The sequence below is a fragment of the Actinomadura montaniterrae genome (genome assembly GCF_008923365.1).
Lineage (GTDB): Bacteria > Actinomycetota > Actinomycetes > Streptosporangiales > Streptosporangiaceae > Spirillospora > Spirillospora montaniterrae.
In genome coordinates, this window is sequence record NZ_WBMR01000100.1 from 1 (window position 1) to 24,288 (window position 24,288).

Annotated in this window: 24 protein-coding genes; 13 read left to right on the forward strand and 11 right to left on the reverse strand. The window is 72.8% G+C overall.

What is annotated here, in order from left to right:
• The 7 genes from F9B16_RS28550 to F9B16_RS28580 all read right to left on the reverse strand — a co-directional run.
• The coding region (locus F9B16_RS28550; protein WP_151543303.1) for a glycosyltransferase family 4 protein at nucleotides 1–906 on the reverse strand (906 nt) is incomplete at its 3' end.
• Entirely contained in the window at nucleotides 903–1,301 is a 399-nt protein-coding gene (locus tag F9B16_RS28555; RefSeq protein ID WP_151543304.1) for a 6-pyruvoyl trahydropterin synthase family protein, read from the reverse strand. The genes F9B16_RS28555 and F9B16_RS28550, both read right to left, overlap by 4 nt.
• Nucleotides 1,302–1,345: 44 nt before the next feature.
• Nucleotides 1,346–2,326: a zinc-dependent alcohol dehydrogenase gene (locus F9B16_RS28560; RefSeq protein WP_151543305.1), complete on the reverse strand. Its 981-nt coding sequence runs from the start codon at nucleotides 2,324–2,326 to the stop codon at nucleotides 1,346–1,348.
• The gene (locus F9B16_RS28565; protein WP_151543306.1) at nucleotides 2,283–3,071 is read right to left on the reverse strand and encodes a CDP-alcohol phosphatidyltransferase family protein; all 789 of its coding nucleotides are present in this window, start codon (nucleotides 3,069–3,071) and stop codon (nucleotides 2,283–2,285) included. The genes F9B16_RS28560 and F9B16_RS28565 overlap by 44 nt, the downstream gene beginning before the upstream one ends.
• A complete protein-coding gene (ribA, locus tag F9B16_RS28570) occupies nucleotides 3,068–3,733 on the reverse strand; it encodes a GTP cyclohydrolase II (RefSeq protein WP_151543307.1) in 666 nt (221 codons plus the stop codon). The genes F9B16_RS28565 and ribA overlap by 4 nt, the downstream gene beginning before the upstream one ends.
• Nucleotides 3,734–3,900: 167 nt before the next feature.
• Complete coding sequence (locus F9B16_RS28575) at nucleotides 3,901–4,647, reverse strand: nucleotidyltransferase domain-containing protein (protein ID WP_225992011.1); 747 nt, start codon at nucleotides 4,645–4,647, stop codon at nucleotides 3,901–3,903.
• Nucleotides 4,644–5,333 carry a nucleotidyltransferase domain-containing protein gene (locus F9B16_RS28580; RefSeq protein WP_151543308.1) on the reverse strand — a complete coding sequence of 230 codons (690 nt, stop codon included), beginning with the start codon at nucleotides 5,331–5,333 and terminating at the stop codon, nucleotides 4,644–4,646. The genes F9B16_RS28575 and F9B16_RS28580 overlap by 4 nt, the downstream gene beginning before the upstream one ends.
• A 200-nt stretch (nucleotides 5,334–5,533) precedes the next feature.
• On the opposite strand from F9B16_RS28580, the gene F9B16_RS28585 reads away from it, so the two are divergent.
• The 10 genes from F9B16_RS28585 to F9B16_RS28630 all read left to right on the forward strand — a co-directional run bounded on the left by F9B16_RS28585 (nucleotide 5,534) and on the right by F9B16_RS28630 (nucleotide 17,511).
• Entirely contained in the window at nucleotides 5,534–6,883 is a 1,350-nt protein-coding gene (locus F9B16_RS28585; RefSeq protein ID WP_151543309.1) for an ABC transporter substrate-binding protein, read from the forward strand.
• Between the two features lie 5 nt (nucleotides 6,884–6,888).
• Nucleotides 6,889–7,914 (forward strand): carbohydrate ABC transporter permease, encoded by a 1,026-nt coding sequence (locus F9B16_RS28590; protein WP_151543310.1) that lies wholly within the window; start codon nucleotides 6,889–6,891, stop codon nucleotides 7,912–7,914.
• Entirely contained in the window at nucleotides 7,911–8,741 is an 831-nt protein-coding gene (locus tag F9B16_RS28595) for a carbohydrate ABC transporter permease (RefSeq protein ID WP_151543311.1), read from the forward strand. The genes F9B16_RS28590 and F9B16_RS28595 overlap by 4 nt, the downstream gene beginning before the upstream one ends.
• 46 nt (nucleotides 8,742–8,787) lie before the next feature.
• Nucleotides 8,788–10,425: a glycoside hydrolase family 13 protein gene (locus F9B16_RS28600; protein ID WP_151543312.1), complete on the forward strand. Its 1,638-nt coding sequence runs from the start codon at nucleotides 8,788–8,790 to the stop codon at nucleotides 10,423–10,425.
• Nucleotides 10,426–10,435: 10 nt separating this feature from the next.
• On the forward strand, nucleotides 10,436–11,494 hold the full coding sequence (locus F9B16_RS28605) for a LacI family DNA-binding transcriptional regulator (protein ID WP_151543313.1): 1,059 nt from the start codon (nucleotides 10,436–10,438) through the stop codon (nucleotides 11,492–11,494).
• A 177-nt stretch (nucleotides 11,495–11,671) separates the two neighbouring features.
• Nucleotides 11,672–12,961: an ABC transporter substrate-binding protein gene (locus F9B16_RS28610; RefSeq protein WP_225992012.1), complete on the forward strand. Its 1,290-nt coding sequence runs from the start codon at nucleotides 11,672–11,674 to the stop codon at nucleotides 12,959–12,961.
• Between the two features lie 105 nt (nucleotides 12,962–13,066).
• Entirely contained in the window at nucleotides 13,067–14,053 is a 987-nt protein-coding gene (locus tag F9B16_RS28615) for a carbohydrate ABC transporter permease (RefSeq protein WP_151543315.1), read from the forward strand.
• Nucleotides 14,050–14,943, forward strand: a complete 894-nt coding sequence (locus F9B16_RS28620; RefSeq protein WP_225992013.1) for a carbohydrate ABC transporter permease — start codon at nucleotides 14,050–14,052, stop codon at nucleotides 14,941–14,943. The genes F9B16_RS28615 and F9B16_RS28620 overlap by 4 nt, the downstream gene beginning before the upstream one ends.
• Nucleotides 14,944–14,948: 5 nt before the next feature.
• Entirely contained in the window at nucleotides 14,949–16,382 is a 1,434-nt protein-coding gene (locus F9B16_RS28625; protein ID WP_151543328.1) for a GH1 family beta-glucosidase, read from the forward strand.
• Nucleotides 16,383–16,500: 118 nt separating this feature from the next.
• Nucleotides 16,501–17,511: a LacI family DNA-binding transcriptional regulator gene (locus F9B16_RS28630; protein ID WP_151543316.1), complete on the forward strand. Its 1,011-nt coding sequence runs from the start codon at nucleotides 16,501–16,503 to the stop codon at nucleotides 17,509–17,511.
• A 33-nt stretch (nucleotides 17,512–17,544) separates the two neighbouring features.
• On the opposite strand, the gene F9B16_RS28635 is transcribed toward F9B16_RS28630, so the two are convergent.
• Entirely contained in the window at nucleotides 17,545–18,219 is a 675-nt protein-coding gene (locus F9B16_RS28635; protein WP_225992014.1) for a TetR/AcrR family transcriptional regulator, read from the reverse strand.
• A gap of 57 nt (nucleotides 18,220–18,276) precedes the next feature.
• Here F9B16_RS28635 and F9B16_RS28640 point away from each other — a divergent pair, with 57 nt between their 5' ends.
• From F9B16_RS28640 to F9B16_RS28650, 3 genes are all read left to right on the forward strand, one after another.
• Nucleotides 18,277–18,774 (forward strand): quercetin 2,3-dioxygenase, encoded by a 498-nt coding sequence (locus tag F9B16_RS28640; RefSeq protein WP_151543317.1) that lies wholly within the window; start codon nucleotides 18,277–18,279, stop codon nucleotides 18,772–18,774.
• A gap of 37 nt (nucleotides 18,775–18,811) precedes the next feature.
• A complete protein-coding gene (locus tag F9B16_RS28645) occupies nucleotides 18,812–19,318 on the forward strand; it encodes a nucleoside deaminase (RefSeq protein ID WP_225992015.1) in 507 nt (168 codons plus the stop codon).
• An 82-nt stretch (nucleotides 19,319–19,400) separates the two neighbouring features.
• Nucleotides 19,401–19,871, forward strand: coding sequence for a nuclear transport factor 2 family protein (locus tag F9B16_RS28650; RefSeq protein ID WP_151543319.1), 471 nt, complete (start codon nucleotides 19,401–19,403; stop codon nucleotides 19,869–19,871).
• A gap of 17 nt (nucleotides 19,872–19,888) precedes the next feature.
• Here the strand turns inward: F9B16_RS28650 and F9B16_RS28655 are convergent, their stop codons facing one another.
• From F9B16_RS28655 to F9B16_RS28665, 3 genes are all read right to left on the reverse strand, one after another.
• A complete protein-coding gene (locus F9B16_RS28655) occupies nucleotides 19,889–20,446 on the reverse strand; it encodes a TetR/AcrR family transcriptional regulator (RefSeq protein ID WP_151543320.1) in 558 nt (185 codons plus the stop codon).
• Between the two features lie 3 nt (nucleotides 20,447–20,449).
• Entirely contained in the window at nucleotides 20,450–21,082 is a 633-nt protein-coding gene (locus tag F9B16_RS28660; protein ID WP_151543321.1) for a hypothetical protein, read from the reverse strand.
• 108 nt (nucleotides 21,083–21,190) lie between these two features.
• A complete protein-coding gene (locus tag F9B16_RS28665) occupies nucleotides 21,191–24,181 on the reverse strand; it encodes a glycoside hydrolase family 3 protein (protein ID WP_225992016.1) in 2,991 nt (996 codons plus the stop codon).
• Between the last annotated feature and the right edge of the window lie 107 nt (nucleotides 24,182–24,288).

Here is a 24,288-nt window from a genome sequence, read left to right on the forward strand (position 1 = left end):
GGGGTCGTCCGGGGGGACGAGCAGGCCGGGGGCGATGCCGCCGGGCGCGTGCCCGAGGGTGCCGGGGAGGCCGTCGACGTCGCTGGTCAGGACGGGGGTGCCGCGCGCGAGCGCCTCGGTGACGACCATGCCGTAGGTCTCCGAGCGGGTGGGCAGGACGGCGAGGTCGGCGGCGTCGTAGGCGGCGTCGAGGGCGCGCCCGGTGAGCGGCCCGGCGAGGTCGACGCGCTCGCCGAGGCCGTGCCGGGCGAGGAGCCCGCGGACCCGCCCGGCGTGGGCGGGGTCGCGGTCGAGGGGCCCGGCGCAGACGCACGTCCAGGGCAGGTCGGCGACGCGGGAGAGGGCCTCGGCGAGGACGTCGTGGCCCTTGCGCGGCGTCACGGACGCGACGCACAGCAGCCGGGACGCCCCGTCGGTTCCGGCGGCGAGCGGCGCGGCGTCGGCGCCCGGCTCGACGGCGTGGACCCGGGCGGGGTCGAGGTCGTGGTGCCTGATCAGCCGTTTCATCGCCCACGGGCTGGTCGCGACGACCGCGGCGGCGGCGCGCAGCGTGCCGCGTTCGAGGGCGTCCAGGTGCGCGTCGCCCTCGTCGACGAGAGGCATGTGGACGAGCACGGCGAGCCGCAGCCTGGACGCGTGCGGGACGACGACGTCCGGGACCCCGCAGGCGACCAGGCCGTCTATCAGGACGGCGGTGCCGTCGGGCAGGGCGGCGAGGGACCGGGCGAGCCCCGCGCGGTCCTCCGCGCCGGGCCGCGGCCAGGCGCCGGGCGCGGCGATCTCCAGGACGGGCCGTCCCGCGGCGGCGAGCGCCCGGCAGAGCTTCCGGTCGTAGACGTTGCCGCCGCTCGGGACGGCCGGGTCGTCGATGCCGGCGGGGACGACGAACGCGATGCCGGAGGTCATAGCCCGCGCTCGTAACTCGCCCACGCGACGTGCGACTCGCGCAGCGTCACCTCGATCCCGGACAGCCCCCGCGCGCTCTCCCCCATCGCCCCGGCGTGGATCCGGGCGGCGAGCCGGTCGGCGACGACCTTCGCGAGGTACTCCGTCGTCGTGTTGACCCCGGCGAACTCGGGTTCGTCGTCCAGGTTGCGGTAGTTCAGCTCCCGCAGCACCTCGCCGAGCTCGCGGGTGGCGAGCCCGATGTCGACGACGATGTTGTCGGCGTCGAGTTCCGCGCGGCGGAACGTCGCGTCCACGACGAAGGTGGCGCCGTGCAGCCGCCGCGCCGGTCCGAAGACCTCGCCGCGGAAGCTGTGCGCGACCATGAAGTGGTCGCGGACGGTGATGCCGAACAAGTGCCCTCCCTGGTTGCCGTGCATGCCGTGCGTTCTCGTCCGTGCTAGCCCTGCGGGTAGTCGATCCGGTGGCAGAGCGCGGGCGTCTCCCCGCTCGCCAAGCGGGCCATGGCCTGGGGAAGCTCCTCGAAGGGGCTGTTCCCCGTGATCAGCGCGTCGAAAGCCGGGGCGGCGAGCAGCCGCAGCGCCAGCGCGAGCCGGTCGCCGAACGCGCGGCGGGACCGCCGGGCCGGCGCGACCATGCCGACCTGGCTGGCGCGGACGGCGAGCCGGCGCGAGTGGAAGAACTCGCCGAGCGGGACGCTCACCTTCCGGTCGCCGTACCAGCTCAGCTCGATCACCTCGCCCTCCGGCGCGAGCAGCTCCAGCGACCGGGCGAGCCCCTCCTCCGTCGCGCTGGCGTGGAACACCAGGTCCCGGCCGCCCTCGGCGTCGCCGGGCCGCGCGAACGAGACGCCGAGCGCGCGCGCCGTGTCCGCCCGCGCCGGGTCGACGTCGACGAGCTGGACGTCGCAGCCCGGCAGCCCGGCGAGGACGCCCGCCACCGAGCAGCCGACCATGCCCGCGCCGACCACCGCGATCCGGTCGCCGACCAGCGGCGCCGCGTCCCACAGCGCGTTCACCGCGGTCTCCACCGTCCCCGCGAGGATCGCGCGCTCGGGCGGGACGCCGTCCGGCACCGGCACGACCGCCGACTCCGGGACCACGTAGCGGGTCTGGTGCGGGAAGAGGCAGAACACGTGCCGCCCGGCCAGCTCGGAAGGGCCGTGCTCGACGACCCCCACGTTCAGGTACCCGTACTTGACCGGCCCGGGGAACGCGCCGTCCTGGAACGGCGCCCGCATCACCGCGTACTGGTTCTCCGGGACGCCGCCGCGGAAGACGAGCGTCTCGGTCCCCCGGCTGACGCCGGAGAACACCGTCCGGACGACGACCTCGCCGGGCCCCGGCTCCGGCAGCTCCACCGGGCGGACCTCCCCCTCACCGGGCGACCGGATCCAGAACGCGCGCGCGTCCGGCTCCATGGCTCCCCCTCCCCCGGCGGGCCCGGCGGTGGCGCGCCGCGAGCGCCAGCACGTCCCGTCCGAACGACCACGCGAGCAGCGCCAGCGCCGCCCCCACGAACGCCGCCGCGTACGGGACGGCGCCCGACGCGGCGACCGTCAGCACCACGCCCTGCACCACCGCGACGGCCTTGCGCGCGAAGCTCGGCGGCAGCGGCGCCCGCAGCCACGGCGCCGCCCACGACGCAGCGACGAACGCGTACCGCATCGTCCCGATCGCCAGCACCCACAGCCCCGCCACCGTCGCGACCTGCACCGACAGCACCAGGATCAGCAGCGCGTCGGCCTCCATGTCGAACCGCGCGCCGAGCGCGGAGGACGTCCCGGTGCGCCGCGCGACCTGCCCGTCCACCCCGTCCAGGACGAGCGCGACGGCCGCGAGCGCGACCAGCGCCCCGGCCGGACCGCCGTCCGCGAGGCGCCCCGCGACGAGCGCCGCGACGCATCCGACGAGCACGACCCGCGCCAGCGTGACGTGGTCGGCGGGCCGCAGCACCCGCCGTCCCCGGAACGCGAACTCGAGGACGCCCCACGCGGCGAGCGCGTAGGCGATGCCGGCGGCGAGGCCGACCGCGCCCGGCCGCAGCAGCGCCACGGCCGCCATCTGCACGCACGCCGCGGCGGCCAGCTCCCACGCCCGCCACACCACGGGCCCGCGCCACCCCGTCCGGAGCACGGGGCGGGACACCGTCATCGGCCGCGTCATCGGCGCGCCTCGCCGGCGTCCACCGGGGCCGCCTTCGCGGGCAGCACGCCGTCCAGCTGCGGGAGGTCGTGGCCGAGGCGGTCGCGCTTGGCGGTCAGGTAGCGGAGGTTGTCGGCGCTGACCGGGACGAGGAGGGGGACCCGGGCGGCGACGTCGATGCCGTAGGACCGCAGCGCGCTGACCTTCGCGGGGTTGTTGGACAGCAGCCGCACCGACCCGACGCCGAGGTACCGCAGCACCCGGGCGGCGGGCCCGTAGTCGCGGGTGTCGACCGGCAGCCCGATCGCGGTCGCGGAGTCGACGGTGTCGAGCCCCTGGTCCTGCAGCACGTGCGTGCGGACCTTCGCGACCAGGCCGATCCCCCGGCCCTCGTGGCCGCGCAGGTAGACCAGGACGCCGGCGCCCTCGCGGACGACCGCGTCCATCGCGGCGCCGAGCTGGTCGCCGCACTCGCAGCGGGTGGCGCCGAAGATGTCGCCGGTCATGCACTCGGAGTGCATCCGGACGAGGACGCGCGCGCGGCCCGCGACGTCGCCCCGGACGAGCGCCATGTGCTCGTTCCCGTCGACCGGGTCCCGGAACGCGACGGCGCGGAACGTGCCGCGCCGCGTTCTCAGGTCCGCCTCCGCGATGTCCTCGCTGTCGATGCCCTGGTCGTGCATCTGCCCCTCCTCGGCTCGTGATCACCGTGCTCCGCAGCGATCGGTACGCAGCGGCCGCGGCGTGCGGTCGCGTCCCCGGCAATGAATCTGCCCGCGAATCATTCAGGCTCTGAATGAAACCTTCGGGCCGTCACACCGACTGGCACGGAGGGGAGGTACCCGGGGGTTCAGCCGATTCGCGCGCGGACCACGAGTTCGTGCAGGGCACGGCGCGCCGGCGGCTGCTCGGGCAGCGCGCTGCGGGCCCGCTCGTCCTCCAGCCGGGACGTCAGCGCGGCGACGTCCGCCTGCAACGTCTCCACGGACGGCGCGTCCGCCGGGAGCGCCCCGTGCTCGGCGGCGCGCTTCGCCTCGACCAGTTCCGGCAGGTACGCGGGGCCGTATCCGGTCAGCCGGGTCAGGTCCGCCTGGAGCTCCGCCTCCCGCATCAGATGGATTCCGGTGAGCAGCACCCGGAACGTGTAGAGCAGCGGCTTCAGCTCGCCGGTCTTCTCGAACAGCGTCCACTGCGAGCGCGCGAACCCGAGGTAGTGGTGCGCGTGGTTCGACGTGAACAGCCCCGGCGTCAGCGCCACCAGCTCCTCGTGCAGCGGCGACGTCGCGACGACCAGCGGCGACAGCACCTGCTCCAGCACGTACCCGTTGCGCCGCAGCAGCAGCGCGCAGAACTTCGCGAGGTCGTGCGTGACCACGTCGGCCTCCACACCGGCGTGGTCCCACATGAGCGTCACGGTCTCCTCGCCGGTCTCCAGCCCGACGATCTCCTCGAGCGGCAGCAGGTGGACGCCGCGCAGGTCCACGTCGGAGTCCTGCGACGGGAAGCCGTACAGATGGGCGCCGCTGACGGTGACGAACGCCCGCGGGTACGGATGGTCGGCGGCAAGGGCCTCGAGCATCCCTTCGGGAAGGTTCACCAGTTGACGCTCCTTCGGCGGACGGAGATCAGCAGGGTCTCGACGCGGTCGCGGTCGGGTTCGGGGGGCAGCGGGCTGCGGTCGAGGGCGCCGTCCAGGCCGGCGGTGAGGGAGGCGCGCCAGCGCTCGATCTCGTCCCAGCCGGTCTCGCCGCGCCGGACGGCGAGCAGCCGGTCCCGCAGGGCGCCGACGTCCACCAGCGGCTCGCCCGTCCGGACCAGGTGCTCGCCGCTCAGCAGCAGGCGCAGCAGATGCATCACGTGCTTCCACTTCGGCTCGCCGTGGTTGCGCAAGTCGCCTTGCAGCTTGCGGAACTGCGCGTCGGCGTAGCGGAGGAAGGTGCGGTGCGCGTGCCGGGACAGGAACGCGTCCCGGACGGCCAGCAGTTCCTCCCCGACCGGCGTGACCGTCTCGACGATCGGCGACCAGAGGCACTCCAGGACGGTCGGGTTCGCGGCCAGCGCCAGCTCGCAGAACCGCTCGAGCTCCCACGAGAACTGCTCGGGCAGCGGGCCGTCCAGATGGGTCGGCGGCTTGGTGAAACGCCAGAACAGCGGGGCGGGCGCGGCGAACACGCCGCGCCGGTCGGTGTCGCTGTCCCCGGTCGCGAGGCCGTACGCGCGCGAGCCGGTGACGACCGACAGCACGGTGTGGTCGCGGACGAGCCGGAGGTCTTCGGAGGTCACGGACGAAGCCTGGCGCAGGCGCCCGCCGGCGCGCCACCGGGTTTGCCCGCGCACTGTAAGGGGTTACGACCCGGCAACAGGCTTGCAGAAACTTTCTGCAAGCTATTTACGAGGCTGCAAGCCGTTGCTAACGTCCCGGTCCAGCCACCCCAATCCCCGGATCTGCGGGGCGACGTCCGCGTCCCGCAAAGGAGGACCCCATGCGGCGCATCCCCCCGATCGGCGCCCCGAGAAACACCGGCCCCCTCGTCACCGGCCCTCTTGTCACCGGCACCGTCGTGTGCGCCGCCCTCGCGCTGTCGCTCTCCGCCTGCGGCGGGGACGACGGAGGCGGCTCGAAGGGCGGCGCGGGCACCGCGAGCCTCACCGGCCGCGGCCCCATCACGTTCGTCACCGGCAAGGACCGCTCCGGCTACCTGCAGAAGCAGCTGGACGGCTGGAACGCCGACCACCCGCAGGAGAAGGTGCGGGTCATCGAGCTGCCGGACGAGCCGAACGACCAGCGCCAGCAGATGATCCAGAACGCGACGACGAGGTCCGACGCGTACACGGTGCTGAACCTGGACGTCGTGTGGACCGCGGAGTTCGCCGCCAACCGCTGGCTGACGCCGCTGCCCAAGGACAAGATCGACCTGGCGAAGATGCTGCCCGCGACCGTCACGACCGGGCAGTACCGCGGCAACCTGTACGCGGTGCCGTCCACGTCCGACGCCGGGATGCTGTACTACCGCAAGGACCTGCTCGCCAAGGCCGGGATCTCCGCGCCGCCGAAGACCTACGCCGAGATGTGGGCCGACTGCGACAAGGTCAAGAAGCTGCCCCAGGGCAAGGGCGTCGACTGCTTCTTCACCGAGGTCAACAAGACCGAGAGCGTCACCATCAGCGCGGTCGAGGCGATCGGCAGCGCCGGCGGGTCCATCGTCGGGCCGGACGGGAAGCCGACGCTGAACACGCCGCAGGCCAAGCAGGGCCTGGAGTTCCTCGTCAACGCCAAGAAGGACGGCCGGATGCCGAAGGAGGCCGTCACCCTCGACACCGAGGGCGGCCGCCGCTACTTCCAGTCCGGCAAGCTGCTCTTCCAGCGGCAGTGGCCGTACCAGTACGCGCTCGCCGACAAGGACGACGGGTCGTCGAAGGTCGCGGGCGAGTTCGCGGTCGCGCAGCTGCCCGGCCCGAACGGCCCGGGCGTCGCGAACCTCGGCGGCCACAACCTGGCGATCTCCGCGTTCGCCAAGAACAAGGCGACCGCGCTCGACTTCATCCGGTACCTGACCGGCGAGCAGTCGCAGCGCGCGAACCTCCTCGCCACCTCGCAGGCGCCGACGCTCGCCTCGCTCTACGACGACCCGGAGATGACGAAGAGGTTCCCGTACCTGCCGGTGCTGAAGCAGGCCATCACCAACGCCAGGCCGCGCCCGGTCGCGGTCAAGTACGGCGACGTCACCGCCGCGATCCAGGGCGACGTGTACGACGCGGTGACCGGCAAGAAGACCGTCGACCAGGCGCTGACCGACCTGCAGGGCAAGCTCGGTCCGCTGACCGCGCAGTGAGCGGCATGACCACCACGTACGACGGCACGCCGTCCGCCGCGGACACCGCCGCGGCGGACGGGGCGCGCCCGCGCAGGCGCGACGTGCAGGGCACGAAGCGGCTCGCGGCGCTGCTGCTGTCCCCGACGCTGCTCGTGCTCGCGCTGGTCATCGGCTACCCGGTGCTCGCCGGGTTCCGCGAGTCGCTGTACGCGCGCGGCGAGGGCCTCGACGCCAACGGGTTCGTCGTGCAGGGCGAGCGGTTCGTCGGCCTGGACAACTACACCGCGATCTTCCACGGCGACCGCGGCGACGCGTTCTGGAACGCGTTCGGCAACACGACGTTCTTCACCGTCACCACCGTCGTGCTGGAGACGGTGATCGGCGTCGCGATGGCGCTGATCATGCAGCAGGCGTTCCGCGGCCGGGGGTTCGTGCGGGCCAGCATCCTCGTCCCGTGGGCGATCCCCACCGCGATCTCCGGGCTGCTGTGGCGGTGGATCTTCCAGGCGGACGGCGCCGCGAACGCGGTGCTGCGCCACCAGGTCCTGTGGACCGCCGACGGCTTCCAGGCCAAGATGGCCGTCGTCATCGCCGAGGTCTGGAAGACCTCCCCGTTCATCGGGCTGCTCGTCCTCGCCGGCCTGCAGATGATCCCGCGCGACGTCTACGAGGCCGCCCGGGTGGACGGCGCCGGACCCGTCCAGCAGTTCTGGCGGATCACGCTGCCGCTGGTCAAGCCGGCGCTGCTGGTCGCGGTGCTGTTCCGGATGCTGGACGTGCTGCGGATGTTCGACCTGCCCGCCGTGCTGATCGGGGTGAACCAGAAGTCGGTGGAGACGCTGACGATGATCGCCTGGTTCGAGGCGTCCAACCTGCGGTACGGGTCCGCGGCGGCGTACGCGACGATCCTGTTCCTGTACATCGCGCTGATCGCGTACCTGTTCGTCAAGCTGCTCGGCGCCGACATCATCGGCGAGGCGCGGCAGCACACGAAGCGGCCCCGGAGGAACCGCCCGGTCAAGGGGAAGCGGAAGAAGGTGACCGCATGACGGGCTCCCTGCCGAGGCGGGTGCTGTCCTACCTCGGCCTCGCCGTCGTCGCCGGGTACTGCCTCGCGCCGTTCTACTGGATGGCGGTGTCGGCGTTCCGGCGGCCGCAGGACCAGTTCGACAACTCGATCGTCCCCGCGCGCTGGTCGTGGGAGAACTTCCACGCGGTGTTCTCCGGCGACAACGGCTTCGGCCGCGCGCTGCTGAACAGCCTCGTCGTCGCGGGCTGCACCACCGTGCTGACCCTGCTCATCGGGACGTTCACCGCGTACGCGCTGGCCCGGCTGGACTTCCGGTTCAAGAACGCGGTGCTCGGGCTGATCGTCGCGACCACGATGTTCCCGGGAATCTCCCAGCTGGTGCCCTTGCTGAAGCTGTTCACGGACATCGAATGGATCAACACGTACCAGGCGATGGTCCTGCCCAGCCTGGGGTTCGCGCTGCCGCTGTCGGTCTGGCTGCTCACCGCGTTCTTCCGGCAGCTGCCGTACGAGCTGGAGCAGGCCGCGATGGTGGACGGCTGCACCCGCGGCCAGGCGTTCCGCAAGATCATCATTCCGCTGGCGGCGCCCGGGGTGTTCACCACGGCGATCCTGACGTTCATCGCCGCGTGGAACGAGTTCCTCATCGCGCTGTCCATGGTCAACAAGAAGGAGATGCAGACCGCCACCGTGGCGATCTCGAAGTTCACCGGCGTGTCGGGCTTCGACCAGCCGTTCGGCACCCAGATGGCGGCGGGGGTCATCGTGACCGTCCCGCTCATCGCCGTCGTGCTGGTCTTCCAGCGCCGCATCGTCGCCGGCCTCACCGCCGGCGGCGTCAAGTGACCCCGCCCGCCGGGAAACCGTCAGGCACCCGACCCGAAGGACGTTCATGACGCAGGACACCCTCGCCGTCCCCGCACCGGGCTCCCCCGCCGGGGACCCCGCCCGCTGGTGGCGCGACGCCGTCATCTACCAGGTGTACGTGCGCAGCTTCGCCGACTCGGGCGGGGACGGCGTCGGCGACCTGCCGGGCATCCGGTCCCGGCTGCCGTACCTGGCCTCCCTCGGCGTGGACGCGCTGTGGCTGACCCCGTTCTACGTCTCGCCGATGGCCGACTTCGGCTACGACGTCGCCGACTACCGCGACGTCGACCCGCTGTTCGGCACGCTCGCCGACGCCCGCGGCCTGATCGCGGACGCGCACGAGCGGGGCCTGCGGATCATCGTCGACGTCGTCCCGAACCACACCTCCGACCGGCACGCCTGGTTCCGGGCGGCGCTCGCCGCCGCGCCCGGCTCGCCGGAGCGCGCCCGCTACGTCTTCCGGGACGGCCGCGGCCCGGACGGCGCCGAACCGCCGAACGACTGGGAGTCGGTGTTCGGCGGCCCCGCGTGGACGCGGGTGCCGGACGGGCAGTGGTACCTGCACCTGTTCGCCGCCGAGCAGCCCGACCTGGACTGGGAGAACCCCGAGGTCCGCGCCGAGTTCGCGGACATCCTGCGGTTCTGGCTCGACCTCGGCGTGGACGGGTTCCGGGTCGACGTCGCGCACGGCATGGCCAAGGCGCCCGGCCTGCCCGACGTCGGGCACCCGGACCAGGTCGAGATGCTCGGCACCGACGTGCTGCCGTACTTCGACCAGGACGCCGTCCACGACATCCACCGCGAGTGGCGCCGCGTCCTGGACGGCTACGGCGGGCAGCGGATCGCCGTGGCGGAGGCGTGGGCGCCGACCCCCGAGCGGCTCGCGCTCTACACCCGCCCGGACGAGCTGCACCAGGCGTTCAACTTCCACTACCTGACCGCGCCGTGGGACGCGGCCGGCATGCGGGAGGTGATCGAGGAGTCGCTGCGCACCGCGGGGGCGGTCGGCGCGCCCGCGACCTGGGTGCTGTCGAACCACGACGTGAAGCGGCACGTGACCCGCTACGGCGGCGGCGACACGGGCCTGCGGCGGGCCCGCGCGGCGGCCCTGCTGACGCTCGCGCTGCCCGGCTCCGCGTACGTCTACCAGGGCGAGGAGCTGGGCCTTCCCGAGGTGCTCGACCTGCCGGAGGAGTTCCAGCAGGACCCGCAGCGGCTGCGCGGCGAGGGCCAGGGCCGCGACGGCTGCCGCGTGCCGATGCCGTGGGAGGGCGAGGAGCCGCCGTTCGGTTTCGGCGCGGGCGCCTCGTCGTGGCTGCCGATCCCGACGTCGTGGCGCGACCTGACCGTCGCGGCGCAGAGCGAGGACCCGGACTCGATGCTCGCGCTGTACCGGACGGCGCTGCGCCTCCGGCACGAGCATCCCGCGCTCGGCGACGGCCCGATCCGCTGGCTGGACGGTCCGGAGGGCACGCTGTCGTTCGTCCGCGAGGACCCGGCGACGGGGCGCGCGTGCGCCTGCGTCGTGAACATGGGCGGCCGTCCGGTCCGCGTCCCGGCCGGGGGCGCGCCGCTGCTCGCGAGCGGACCGGTCCACATCGAGGGCGACACGGCCGAGCTCCCGCCCGACACCGCGCTGTGGCAGAGCCGTGAAGAGGGATAATTTGAGACCTATGACGACACGCCTGGCGGACATCGCCGCGCACGCCGGGGTGAGCGAGGCGACCGTGAGCCGGGTCCTGAACGGCAAGCCGGGCGTGTCCCCGTCCACCCGCCAGGCGGTGCTGACCGCCCTGGACGTGCTCGGCTACGAGCGGCCGGCCCGGCTGCGCCAGCAGCGGGCCGGGCTGATCGGGCTGATCATCCCGGAGCTGACCAACCCGATCTTCCCGGCGTTCGCCGAGGTCATCGAGAGCGCGCTGGCCCGGCACGGGTACATGGCGGTGCTGTGCTCGCAGGCGCCGGGCGGGGTCGCCGAGGACGACTACATCGAGATGCTGCTGGAGCGCGGCGTCGCCGGGATCATCTTCGTCAACGGGCTGCACGCCAACGCCCGCTCGGACCGGGCCCGGTACGTCCGGCTGATCGAGCAGGCGCTGCCGGTGGTGCTGGTGAACGGGTACCGGCCCGACATCGACGCGCCGTTCATCTCCAATGACGACGTCGCGTCGCTGGAGGCGATCGTCGGGCATCTGGCCGCAATGGGCCACCGCCGGATCGGGCTGGCGATCGGGCAGGACGTGTACGTGCCGACGCGGCGCAAGACCGAGGGGTTCCGGCGGGCGATGGCCGCGCACACCGGGCTGCCGGCCGACGAGGTCGAATCGCTGGTCGTCAACACGATGTACACGGTCGAGGGCGGGCAGGCGGCGGCGGCCAAGCTGCTGGACGCCGGGTGCACGGCGATCTGCGGCGGCAACGACATCATGGCGCTCGGCGCGATCCGCGCGGCCCGGGCGCGCGGCCTGCGGGTGCCCGAGGACGTGTCGGTGACCGGCATGGACGACTCGCTGCTGACCGCCTACCTCGACCCGCCGCTGACCACGATCCGGCAGGCCGTGCGGGAGATGTCGATGGCGGCGGTGAGCACGGTGCTGGACGAGATCCGGGGCGCGCGCTCGCCCCGGACGGAGCTGCTGTTCCGTCCGGAGCTGGTGGTGCGGCGGTCCACGGCGCCGGTCCCGGCGGCCCCGCCCCCGGCCCGGCGGCTGTCCACCGTACAGGAGGGCTGAGCCGGGCCCCGCTCGGGCCCCGCTCGGGCCCCGCGCGGGGCCCGGCCGGTTCTGTCCGGGTTGTAACGGTTGTGTTGCGGCGGATTGACAGTGAGGCGGCTCACGGTCTTTCCTTCGTGGGAGCGCTCCCACGCAATGGAAGACACAACCTGAGAGGGGTCCGCCATGAGGGCCATCATGCGGCGCGGACTGGGTACGGCGATGGCGGTCATGCTCGCCGGCGGTCTCGCGGCCGCCTGCGGCGGGGACGACAAGAAGGACTCGGACTCGGGGCCGGTGACGCTCACCGTCGACGTGTTCGGCGAGGTCGGCTACGACCAGCTCTACAAGCAGTTCGAGCAGTCCCACCCCGGCGTCACCGTCAAGCAGCGCAAGGTCTCCGACCTGGACACGTACAAGCCGCGCATCCAGCAGTGGATGGCCACGGGCAGCGGCGCCGGAGACGTGGTCATGCTGGAGGAGGGCATCCTCCCGCTCTACATGCAGCAGCGGGCGAAGTTCCTCAACCTGTTCGACTACGGCGGCAAGGCCCTGCAGGACAGGTTCCTGCCCTGGAAGTGGCAGATGGGCCTCAGCCCCGACGGCAAGCAGCTGGTCGGGCTCGGCACCGACGTGGGCCCGCTCGCCATGTGCTACCGCAAGGACCTGTTCAAGAAGGCGGGCCTGCCGACCGACCGCGAGGCCGTCGGCAAGCTCTGGCCGACGTGGGACGCGTTCCTGCAGACCGGGCAGAAGTTCCAGCAGAAGGTGTCCGGCACCAAGTGGCTCGACGGCCCGACCGGCCTCTTCCGCGCCACCGTCCTGCAGAACGCCGGCGCCGGCCCCGGCTACAGCTTCTTCGACAAGGACGACAAGTTCGTCTTCGACACCAACCCGGCGGTGAAGCAGGCGTTCGACACCGCGCTGAAGTTCGAGCAGGGCAAGCTCACCTCCGACATGTCGATCTTCACGCCGCCGTGGCAGGCCGGCCTCAAGCGCGACACGTTCGCCACCGTGCCCTGCCCGTCCTGGATGCTCGGCGGCATCGAGCAGTTCTCCGGCGCGTCCGGCAAGGGCAAGTGGGACGTGGCCACCACGCCGGGCGGCTCGGGCTACTGGGGCGGCTCGTGGCTCGCCGTCCCCAAGCAGACCAAGCACCCGAAGCAGGCCGCCGCGCTCGCCGAGTTCCTGACCTCCCCGCAGGGGCAGATCGGCGCGTACAAGGCCGCCAACACCTTCCCGTCCTCGCCGCAGGCCGAGCAGGACCCGGCCGTCGCCGGCTCCACCAGCGCCTACTTCAGCGACGCCCCCGCCGGCAAGATCTTCGGTGACCTGGTCGCCGCGGTGAAGCCGGTCCACCTCGGCCCGAAGAACGAGGACGTCCGGGCGGCCGTGGAGAACGTGCTGATCTCGGTCGGGCAGGGCAAGGTCAAGCCGGACGAGGCCTGGTCCAAGGCCGTCGACGCGGCCAAGAAGGCCGCCAGGTAGCCGCCTCCCGCCGCGGCGGCGGCGCCGTGCCCCACCTCCCCGTACGGCGCCGCCGCCGTTCCCTTCCCCGCTCAAGTCCCGTCCTCGGAAAGGAGGCGCAAGGCCATGGCCACCGAACTGCGCCCCAGCCGGAACGGCCCTCAGCATCCCCCGGCGCAGGCCCCTCCGGCGGCCCGCCGCTCCCTGCGGTCCCGGCTGACCCGGCTCGACGTGAAGGGCGCGCCCTACGCCTTCATCTCGCCGTTCTACATCGTCTTCGCGATCTTCGGCGCGTTCCCGCTGGTCTACACGCTGTGGGTGTCGCTGCACGACTGGGAGCTCGCCTCGGGCACCCGCAAGTGGGTCGGCTTCGACAACTACACGTACCTGTGGGGCGACCCCGACTTCTGGCACGCGACGGTCAACACGCTCGCCATCTTCGTGCTGTCGACGATCCCGCAGCTGCTGATCGCGCTGTTCATCGCCAACGCCCTCAACCGGCGGATGCGGCTGCCGACCCTGTTCCGCATCGGCATGGTCGCGCCGCTGGTCACCTCGACCGCCGCCGTCGCGATCGTGTTCACCCAGATGTTCGACCACGACTGGGGCATGATCAACTGGGCGCTCGGGCTGGTCGGCATCGACCCGATCGGCTGGTCCACCAGCCGCGGCTGGTCCTGGGTGGCGATCGCCACCATGGTCGACTGGCGCTGGACGGGATACAACGCGCTCATCTACCTCGCCGCCATGCAGGCGATCCCGAAGGACCTCTACGAGGCCGCCTCGATCGACGGGGCGTCCCGGATCCGGCAGTTCTGGCAGATCACCGTGCCGATGCTGCGTCCCACGATCATCTTCACCACGATCATCGCGACCATCGGCGGGCTGCAGCTGTTCACCGAGCCGGTCCTGTTCAGCGTGGGGACGCCCAACAAGATGGACGGCGGCCCGCTGCACCAGTTCCAGACGCTGACGATGTACATGTACGACAACGCCTTCGGCCATGACCGGTACGGCTACGGCGCCACGATCGCGTGGGCCCTGTTCGTGATGATCATCCTCTTCTCGCTGATCAACTTCCTGTTCGTGCGGCGCACGGGAGGCACCAAGTGACCACGCTCCTGGCCGGCCCCGGCGACGCCCGGCACGCCCGCGAACGCCGGTCCGGCCGGCTCCACGGCCTGTGGAACGCCAGCCCGCTGACCTACCTCACGCTGATCGTCGCGCTCGCCCTGTCGGTCTTCCCGATCTACTGGATGATCGCGGTGGCGACCCGCACCAACGACGTGGTCTCCGACGTCCCGCCGCCGCTGCTGCCCGGCGGGCACGGCGGCACCAACGTGCACCGGCTGTTCGACAACCCCGACGCCTACTTCGCCAAGGGCCTGCTGAACTCCGCGATCGTCTCGGCGTGCGTGACCGTCTCCACCGTGTTCTTCGCCTCGCTGGCCGGCTTCGCGTTCGCCAAGCTGCGCTTCCGCGGCAAGAACGCGCTGCTGGTGACGATCGTCGGGACGATGATGATCCCGGTGCAGATGGGCATCATCCCGCTCTACATGATCATGGTGAAGCTGGGCTGGCAGAACCATCTGCAGGCGGTGATCGTCCCGTTCCTCGTCACCGGGTTCGGCGTGTTCATGATGCGGCAGTACGCCGACCAGGCCGTCCCGGACGAGCTGATCGAGGCGGCCCGCGTGGACGGCTGCACGACGTTCGGCATCTACTGGCGGGTCGTGCTGCCCGCGCTGCGCCCCGCCGCGGGCGTCCTCGGCCTCTTCACGTTCATGCAGTCCTGGAACGACTTCATGTGGCCGCTGGCGACGCTCAGCCCCGAGAACCCCACGGTGCAGCTCTCGATCAACAACCTGGCGAACGCCCACTTCTCCGACTACACGCTCATGTTCGCCGGCACCACCGTGGCGGTCCTGCCGCTGCTCGTGGTGTTCGTCCTGTTCGGCCGCCAGATCATCGGCGGAATCATGGAAGGTGCAGTGAAGGCGTGACCTCTCTGGAATCCAGCGCCGTTCAGGACGACGCCGGCGCCCGCGACGCCGGCCCGCGGTTCCCCACCGGGTTCCGCTGGGGCGCCGCCACGGCCGCCTACCAGATCGAGGGGGCCGCGGACGAGGACGGCCGCGGGCCGTCGGTCTGGGACACCTTCGCGCGCACACCGGGCAAGGTCCTCGGCGGCGATACAGGGGACGTCGCCGTGGACCACTACCACCGGTATCCCGAGGACGTCGCGCTGATGCGCGACCTCGGGCTGTCCTCCTACCGTTTCTCCATCTCCTGGCCCCGGGTGCAGCCGTCCGGGGCCGGGGCCGCCAACGAGCGGGGGCTCGACTTCTACCGGCGCCTCGTCGACGCGCTGCTGGAGGCGGGGGTCGAGCCCTGGCCGACGCTCTACCACTGGGACCTGCCGCAGCCGCTGGAGGACGCGGGCGGCTGGCCCGAGCGGGAGACCGCGTACCGGTTCGCCGACTACGCGGGGCTCGTCCACGAGGCCATCGGCGACCGGGTGAAGCACTGGACGACGGTGAACGAGCCGTGGTGCGCGGCGTTCCTCGGGTACGCGTCGGGGGACCACGCGCCGGGCCGCCTCGACCCGTCCGGGTCCCTGCTGGCCGCGCACCACCTGATGCTGGCGCACGGCCTGACGGTGCAGTCGCTGCGGGCCCGCCGGCCGGACAACCTGTTCGGCGCGGCCGTCAACCTGTACGCGGTCTCCCCGGCGACCGACGACCCCGCCGACGTGGACGCGGCGCGCCGCATCGACGGCCTGCAGAACCGGCTGTTCCTCGACCCGCTGCTGCTCGGCCGCTACCCCGAGGACGTCCTCGCCGACACGGCCCGGCACGGGTTCGAGCCCGACGCCGCGGACCTCGCGGTGATCAACCAGCCGATCGACCAGCTCGGCATCAACTACTACACGCGGCACACTGTCGCGGGGACGCCCGGGGAGGCGGCGCAGACGGCGTCGGGGCCGTTCGCCGTGCACTCGCCGTGGGTGGGCAGCGAGCACGTCCGGTTCGTCGCGGCGGGGCGGCCGACGACCGGGATGGGCTGGGAGATCGACGAGGGCGGGCTGCACGAGGTGCTGACCCGGGTGCACCGCGAGTACCCGGCCGTCCCGCTGTACATCACCGAGAACGGCGCGGGCTACGACGAGACGCCGGACGGCGATGGCACGGTCCACGACGCGGGGCGCATCGCCTACATCGACGCGCACCTGCGCGCGTGCCATGCCGCCATCGCCGACGGCGTACCGCTTGCGGGCTATTTCACATGGTCGCTGCTGGATAATTTCGAATGGGCTTGGGGCTACTCCAAGCGCTTCGGGCTGGTTCACGTGGACTATGCGACGCAGCGCCGGACGCCCAAGGACAGCGCGCGCTGGTACTCGGACGTGATCCGGCGGGGCGGCCTGCCCGGGGGCGGCTGACGCGTCGCGGAGATCGACACCGGCCGGGCGGTCCCGCCCGGCCGGCCGGGCCGGCGCGCCACTGGCCGGCGGCCCGGCGGGGCGGCGACGACGCCGCAGGAACGACGGAGGGGGCCTGATGACGCAGAGGGGCACGCGCCCGACCCTGGAGGAGGTCGCGGCGCGCGCCGGGGTCGGCCGCGGCACGGTGTCCCGGGTGGTCAACGGGTCGCCGCGGGTCAGCGAGCGGGCCCGGCAGGCGGTGCTGAAGGCGATCGACGAGCTCGGGTACGTGCCGAACCGGGCGGCCCGCACGCTGGTCACCCGGCGCACCGACACGGTCGCGCTGGTGGTCGCCGAGTCCGACCAGCGGCTGTTCGGCGAGCCGTACTTCGCCGGGATCATCCGCGGGATCAGCAACGGCCTCGGCGACACCGGCCTGCAACTGCTGCTCGCGCTCGCCCGCTCCCCCGCCGAGTACGCGCGCCTGGAGCACTACCTGACCACCCAGCACGTCGACGGGGTGCTGCTGACCTCGCTGCACGCCGAGGACCCGCTGCCCGCGAAGCTGGAGGCCAACGGGGTGCCGACGGTGCTCGGCGGCCGGCCGCCGGGGCTGTCGCCGGTCAGCTACGTCGACGTCGACAACCGGCTCGGCGCCCGCGAGGCCGTCGGGCACCTGATCGCCGGGGGGCGGCGCCGGATCGCGACGATCGCCGGCCCGCAGGACATGGGGGTGGGCATCGACCGGCTCGCCGGCTACCGGGAGGCGCTCGGCGAGGCGGGGCTGCCGGAGTACGTCGCGTTCGGCGACTTCGGCGAGGCCACCGGCATCGCCGCCGCCGAGCGGCTGCTGGCCGGCGAGCCCGCGGTGGACGCGGTGTTCGCCGCGAGCGACCCGATGGCGCTCGGCACGCTGCGGGTGCTGCGCCGGCTCGGCCGCCGCGTCCCCGACGACGTCGCGGTGATCGGCTTCGACGACTCGGCCGCCGCGCCGCTCGCCGACCCGCCGCTCAGCAGCGTCCACCAGTCGCCGGAGGAGATGGGCGTGGCGATGGCGCGGCTGCTGGTGTCCCGGATCCGCGGCGAGGCCGTCGCCGACCCGGTCGTCATCATGCGCCCGCACCTCGTCCTCCGCGAGTCCGCGTAGCCCGGCGCCGCCGCGCCCCCGCGCACGTCCGGGTCAGGGGGCGAGCAGGCCGCGGCGCATCTGCTCGGAAAGCCAGGCGGTGAAGTCGGCCTCGGGCCAGCCGCACTGCGTCACCAGCGCGTCGTAGTGGGCCGGGTCGTTGAAGATCCAGAGGACGTCGACGGCGCGTTCGAGGCCGTCCTTCAACGGCCCCTTCGCGGCGGCGTGCTCGGCGACCATGCGAGCGCCCGCCCGGCGGTTGCGCCGCAGCGCGTCCCAGAGCTCCGCGACCTGCGGGCCCTCGTCGGCGGCCCGGCGCACGACCTCGAACACCGCGGCGGCGCGCGCCCCGATGGTGGTGCACACCCGGGCGTACGCGTCGAGGACCTCCTCCGGGGTCGCCGCGTCCCAGACGGGCCGGAACCACGGCCGCCGCGCCACCGGGACGGGTTCGTCGTCGCCGGCGAGGGCCTGGTCGACGACCTGGCGCAGCAGGGCCGGCTTGGACCCGAACGCCGCGAACACCGTGGGCCGGGCGACGCCCGCCGCGGCCGCGATGTCGGCCAGCGACGTCGCGGCGTAGCCACGGGCGGTGAACAGCTCGGCCGCCGCCCGCACGACGGCGCCGCGCGTGCGCCGGGCGGCCTCCTCGCGCATCGCGGAACGGTAGGGCCGCCGGGACGCGCCGCCCTCTCCCCCGCCGGCCCGGCCGCCCTTGACGTCCCTCACGATTCGAACTTACCATCGCAATATTCAATAGACGCTGTCTCTTCAAAGGAGGCGGTCATGACCCGGACCGCTCCGATCCGCCCGTACCTCCGCCGCCAGGGCGAGGGCGACGCGCTGTGGTTCCTCGGGAACCTCGTCACCGTCAAGGCGGCGGGAACCGAGACCCGGGGCAGGCTCACCGTCGCCGAGTTCCTCAACCCGCCGGGCTTCGCCCCGCCGCTCCACCGGCACCTCGTCGAGGACGAGCTGTTCTACGTCCTGTCCGGCACGGTCCGGTTCCACTGCGACGGCGACGTCCTCGCCGCCGGCCCCGGCGACTTCGTCCACCTGCCCGCGGGGCTGCCGCACACCTTCGCCGTCGGTCCCGGCGAGCCGCTGCGCGCCCTGCAGATCACCACCCCGTCCGGCTTCGAGGACTTCGCGGCCGAGGTCGGCGAGCCCGCCGCGGAGCACCGGCTCCCCGATCCCGCGCCGATCGACCCGGCCGCCCTCGGGCACGCCGCCGCCCGGCACCGCGTCGAGATCCTCGGCCCGCCGCCGGCCGCGGCGGGCTGACCGGGGCCGCGCCGCCCGGCGTATGATCGTCTTCGGCATGACCGGCGCGGAGACGAGGACCATGGGATACGAACCGACCGAAGACGAACTGGTCCACCTGCGGCGCGCCGTCGCGCTGGCCGCCGAGGCGCTGGACGGCGGGGACGAGCCGTTCGGCACCGTGCTGGTCTCGGCGTCCGGCGAGGTCCTGTTCGAGGACCGCAACCGCACCGCCGGCGGCGACCAGACGCGGCACCCGGAGTTCGAGGTCGCGCGCTGGGCCGCCGCGAACCTGGCGCCGGAGGAGCGCGCCGCCGCCGTCGTCTACACCTCCGGCGAGCACTGCCCGATGTGCTCGGCCGCGCACGGCTGGGTCGGCCTCGGCCGCATCGTCTACGTGCACTCCTCCGCGCAGGTGGGCGCGTGGCGCGCCGCGCTGGGCGTGCCGTCGTCGCCGGTCAACGCGATCCCGATCCAGGACGTGGTGCCCGGGATCCGGGTGGACGGGCCCGTCCCCGCGCTGGAGGCCGAGGTCCACGAGCTGCACGTCCGCGCCTGCTCCTGAGTCCCGCCGAGCGGGACCGTTCCACGGGGCCCGTCGCGCCGCGGCTTGAATGGCCGGACGTCCCACCGTCAGGAGACCCCGCATGCCCGACGCCCTCCCGGCCGACCAGGCCGTCCGGAACCTGATCTTCGCCTACGCGGAGGCCGTCGACCGCGGTGACTTCGCCGCGATCGGCGCGCTGTTCGCGCACGGCGACTTCGCCGGCAGCGGCGGCGCCCTGACAGGCGGCGCGGTGGCGCGGATGTTCGAGAAGACGATCATCCTGTACGACGACGGCACGCCCCGCACCAAGCACGTCACCACCAACGTCGCCATCGAGCTGGACGGCCCGGCGGCCACGGCCAAGTCGTACTTCACGGTCATGCAGGCGACGCCGGACCTGCCGTTTCAGGCGATCTGCGCCGGCCGCTACGACGACCGCTTCGAGTCGCACGGCGGCGAGTGGCGCTTCGCCGAGCGCCGCATCACGCTGGAGCTCGTCGGCAACGTGGCCCACCACCTGCGCCGTCCCGACACCCTCCCCGCCCACCTCCGCCCCGCCGCTCCCCATTGAGTCGCGGCGTGCTGCCGTCATGAGCGGAAGGACTCGTCCAGGGCGTCGATGATGCGGGCGAAGGTCTCGTCCAGGGACTCCGGGAGGCCGAAGGCCGCGGCCCGCTCCAGCGACGCGAACCCGTGGCAGGCGATCCGCCACATGCGGATCGCGTGGACCAGGTCGCCGCCCTCGAGCCGGTAGCCCCTGAACGCGGACGCGATGACGGCGATCGCCCGGTCGGAGACCGCCTCGTGCTCCGCGTCGCCGGGCGCCGGGGCCCGGACGCTCGCGGCGTACCGTCCGGGATGCGCGGCGGCGTAGCCGCGGTAGGCGGCCGACAGCTCCGCGAGCGCCTCCCGCCCGGTGACGCCCGCGACGGCCGCCGCGAGCCGCGCCGCCATCTCCTCGACGGCCAGCATCGCGATGCCGCGCTTGACCGCGTCCAGCCCGTCGACGTGCTTGTACAGCCCGGGCAGCGACACCCCGCACCGCTTCGCGACGGTCGCGAGGGTCAGCCGTTCGAGGCCCGTCTCGTCGGCGACGTCGGCGGCCACCCGGACGACCCGCTCCGGGGTCAGGCCCGCGCGCGGCATGCCCTACGCGGCCTTCCAGGCGAGGGCGACGCCGGCGCCGGCGACGAAGAGGATCAGCAGGGGCAGCGACACGTAGGCCAGCGTAGCGACGCCGGTGAGCAGCAGCGCGTACCCGATGCCGGAGCCGGCGATGGCGGCGGCCAGCGCGAACCCGGTGTACTCCAGCCAGCGCGGGAGCACCCCGGCCAGCGCGCCCGCGGCCCCGACGACGGCGAGGAAGAACATCTTGACGCCGTCCGCGCGGTTGAGCGCCTCCAGCAGCGCGTGCGCGGTCCCCGGCGCCGACGTGGCGACCAGTGCCAGCCCGATCGCGAACTGGGCCAGCGAGATGACCGCCGCCACCAGCCCGGCGCCCGCCGCGATCCGCCCGGCCCGCGACCACCGGGCCGCGCGCCCCAGCGCGAGCGGGACGAGCGCGAGCGCGGCGGCCGGCAGCCCCTCCGTGAGCAGGAACTGCACGGTCAGCGCGGCCCCGTGCCCCGCGTAGTCGCCGACGATCTCGCTCCCGCTCGCGCCGAACCCGGGCGCGGGCACCGGGACCGACAGTCCGGCGGCCCACGAGAGCGCGAACCCGATCCCGGCGAGGCCCGGAACGCTCAGCAGCCCCTTGCGCGGCGCGGCGGTGATGGAGGCCATGTCACTCTCCCCTTGCTCGGTTAGTCGCATTAACTTCAAGTTAATAGCACTAACCTGAAAAGCGCAAGTCCCCGTCCCGCCCGGGTGGGGCGGGACGGGGGCCTCGGGTCAGTGCAGGGTGAGGGTGGAGAGGCGGGCCTCGCCGGTGAAGACGAGGTAGAGGTCGTGGCGGCCGGTGGCGTGCAGAGCGGCCGCCACGTCCTTGTAGGTGTACTTGTCGCCGGTGGACGGGATGGTGAGGGTCGCGGCCACGGGCCCGGTCGGGCTGTCCAGGCGCGCCTGGACGGTGGTGGCGCCCGCGGCCGCGTTGGCGGCGCGGAGGGTGAGGGTGCCGTTCCTCAGCGCGGAGTCCTTGAAGGCGAGCCAGGAGCCTCCGGTTCCGGCGACCGCGTCACCCGCGACCTTCGACTCGTCGGCGAGCTGGACGGCGTTCTGGTCGTCGAAGTCGGCGGCGCGGGTCGTGCGGGTGAGGTCGCGGGCGGGGACGCGCTCGCCGTGGACGTCGACCGTGGCCCGCTGCCGGATGTCGGTCGACGACGAGCCGATGAGGACGTCCTGCTTGGAGGTCTCCAGCGTCCACTTGCCGCGGGTGACGTCCCAGGTCGCGAGGTCGGACGCCGTCACGCGGAGCGTCACCGAAGCCGTCTTGCCGGGTGCCAGGTGGACCTTCTGGAAGGCGCGCAGCCGCTCGACGGGCTGCTTCACGCGGGACGTCCGCTGGTGCGTGTAGAGCTGGACGACCTCGTCCGCGGCCCGCTTGCCGGTGTTGGTGACCGGGACGGTGACGGTCAGGGTCTTACCGCCGGCCAGCGAGTGGCTGCTGAGCTTCGGCTCGCCGTACCGGAACGTGGTGTAGGTGAGGCCGTAGCCGAACGGGTAGAGCGGCTTGCCCTGGTAGTACAGGTAGGTGCGGTCGGACTTGATGATGTCGTAGTCGAGGATGTCGGGCAGGTCGCTCTCGGAGCGGTACCAGGTCTGGGGCAGCTTCCCGGACGGGCTCTCGTCGCCGAACAGGACGGACGCGAGGGCGTTGCCGGTCTCGGCGCCGGCGTGGCTCGTCCACAGGATGGCCGGGACGTTCGACTGCTCCCAGTTCAGGGTCGTCGGGTAGCTGTTCTCCACGACGACGACCGTGTTCGGGTTGGCCTTGCGGACGGCCTTGATCAGCTCCTCCTGGCCTTCGGCGAGGGCCATGGTCGTGCGGTCGTGGTCCTCGCGGCCGTTGATGAACGGCATGCTGCCGACCACGACGACGGCGGTGTCCGCGCCGGCCGCGGCCTTGACGGCGGAGTCGACGCCGCTGCTGACGACGTCCTTGGCGAAGGCGCTGGCGTCGTCCTTGGTGGTGAGGACGAGCGTGCCGTCGTCCTGGACCTTCACGTAGACCTTGGTCGGGTCGGCCCAGTCGTAGGCCTTCTCGTAGCCCGCGTAGCGCAGGAGGTAGTTCCCGTCCGGCTGCTTCTCCAGCTTGAACATCTGCTGGACGAACCAGCCGTTCGGCTGGTCCTGGTCGTTGGCGAAGGTGTTGCCGGAGTGGATGCCGACGGTCTTGCCGTTGGCGGCGGAGCGCAGCGTGACGACGCCCTGGCCCCAGTCGAACACGTCGAACTGGGTGGACGCGTCGGCGGTCGCAGGGCCGGTCTTGAGGACGGCCCCGGCGGCGGTGGTGCCGCCCGCCACGTACTTGCCGGTCTTCACGTCCTTGAGGGCGATGCGGTCGACGCCCTCGCTGGACGCGACGTTGCCCGCGCCGGCCTTGGCCTTGATGCCGTCCAGCGGCGTGACCTTGTACGGCAGCGAGCCGGAGTACCAGTCGGTGTAGAGGGTGTCGGAGAGGGGGCCGACGACGGCGACCTTCTTGCCGGACGCGAGCGGCAGCGCCTTGTTCTGGTTCTTGAGCAGCACCATCTGCTCGGTCGCGGCCTTGCGTTCGAGGGCGCGGTGGGCGGGGCTGTCGATGACGTCCTTGGTGATCTTCCCGTACTTCCCGCCGCCCGGGTCGAACTCGCCGAGCCGGACGCGGACGCTGAGGATGTCGCCGACCGCCCGGTCGAGGTCGGCCTCGCTGAGCAGGCCCTTCGCCAGGGCCGTCTTGACCGCGTTGACGGTGATGGACGAGTTGGTGTCGTCGGTGGTGAAGCTGTCGACGCCGGCCTTGATGGTGGCGGCGTCGCCGGTGGGCAGGTCCGGGTAGTACTGCTCGGAGCCGACGAGGTTGTTGGGCGCGCCCGCGTCGGTGACGTTGAGCAGCGTCCGGCTGCTCCACTTCCGCGCGTCGTTGACCAGCGGCGATGCCGTCGCCGGGCGTCCGTTGACCAGGTTGTAGGAGGTCATCAGGCCGGTCGCGGCGTCCTGCTGGAGCGGCAGCCTGAACGGGACCTCGTCGTACTCCTTCAGCACGCGGGGCCGCACGCTGGACGACGTCTGGTCGCGGCGGATCTCGTTGTTGTAGGCGAGGTAGTGCTTGAGGACGGGCGCGGCCTTGAGGTGGTCGGGGTCGTCGCCCTGCATGCCCTTGCCGTAGGCGGTGGCGAGCAGGCCGGTGAGCAGCGGGTCCTCGGAGTAGCCCTCCTCGTTGCGTCCCCAGCGCGGGTCGCGCAGCAGGTTCACGACGGGCGCCCACAGCTGCAGGCCCCACACGTCGGGGTCGATGGTGTTGTAGCCGCGGGCCTCGTCGCCGACGGCCGACCCGATCTGCTTCATCAGCGCCGGGTCCCAGGTGGCGCCGAGGCCGACCGACTGCGGGAACACCGTGCCCTGCGCGGTCCGGACGGCGCCGGACGCGTTGACGTCGGTGGACCACGCGACGCCGTGCAGCGCCTCGGTGCCGGTCTTGAACCGCTTGATCCCGAGGCGCGGGATCGCCGGCTCGTACTGGTGCAGCAGCGAGACCTTCTCGTCGGTGGTGAGCCGGCCGAGCAGGTCCTTGACGCGGGCGTCGACGGACAGCCGCGGATCGCGGAACGGGTAGGTCTCGACGGCCGACGCGGCGGGGACCGCCGTCCATGCGGCCGGCGCCGCGATCACGGCGGCGACGGCGAGGGACAGGGCCCGGCGGCGCCGGGCGGGGAAGCGGGGGGTGGGGCGGGTGGTGTGCACCTGTTCTCCTCTGTGGCTCGTCCCCCGAGTACGTACTGTCGAAGCGCTTCGACAACCGGGCCGCGCGGGCCCGGACGCATGCCTCCTTCGGGTCCGGCGGGGCGGGA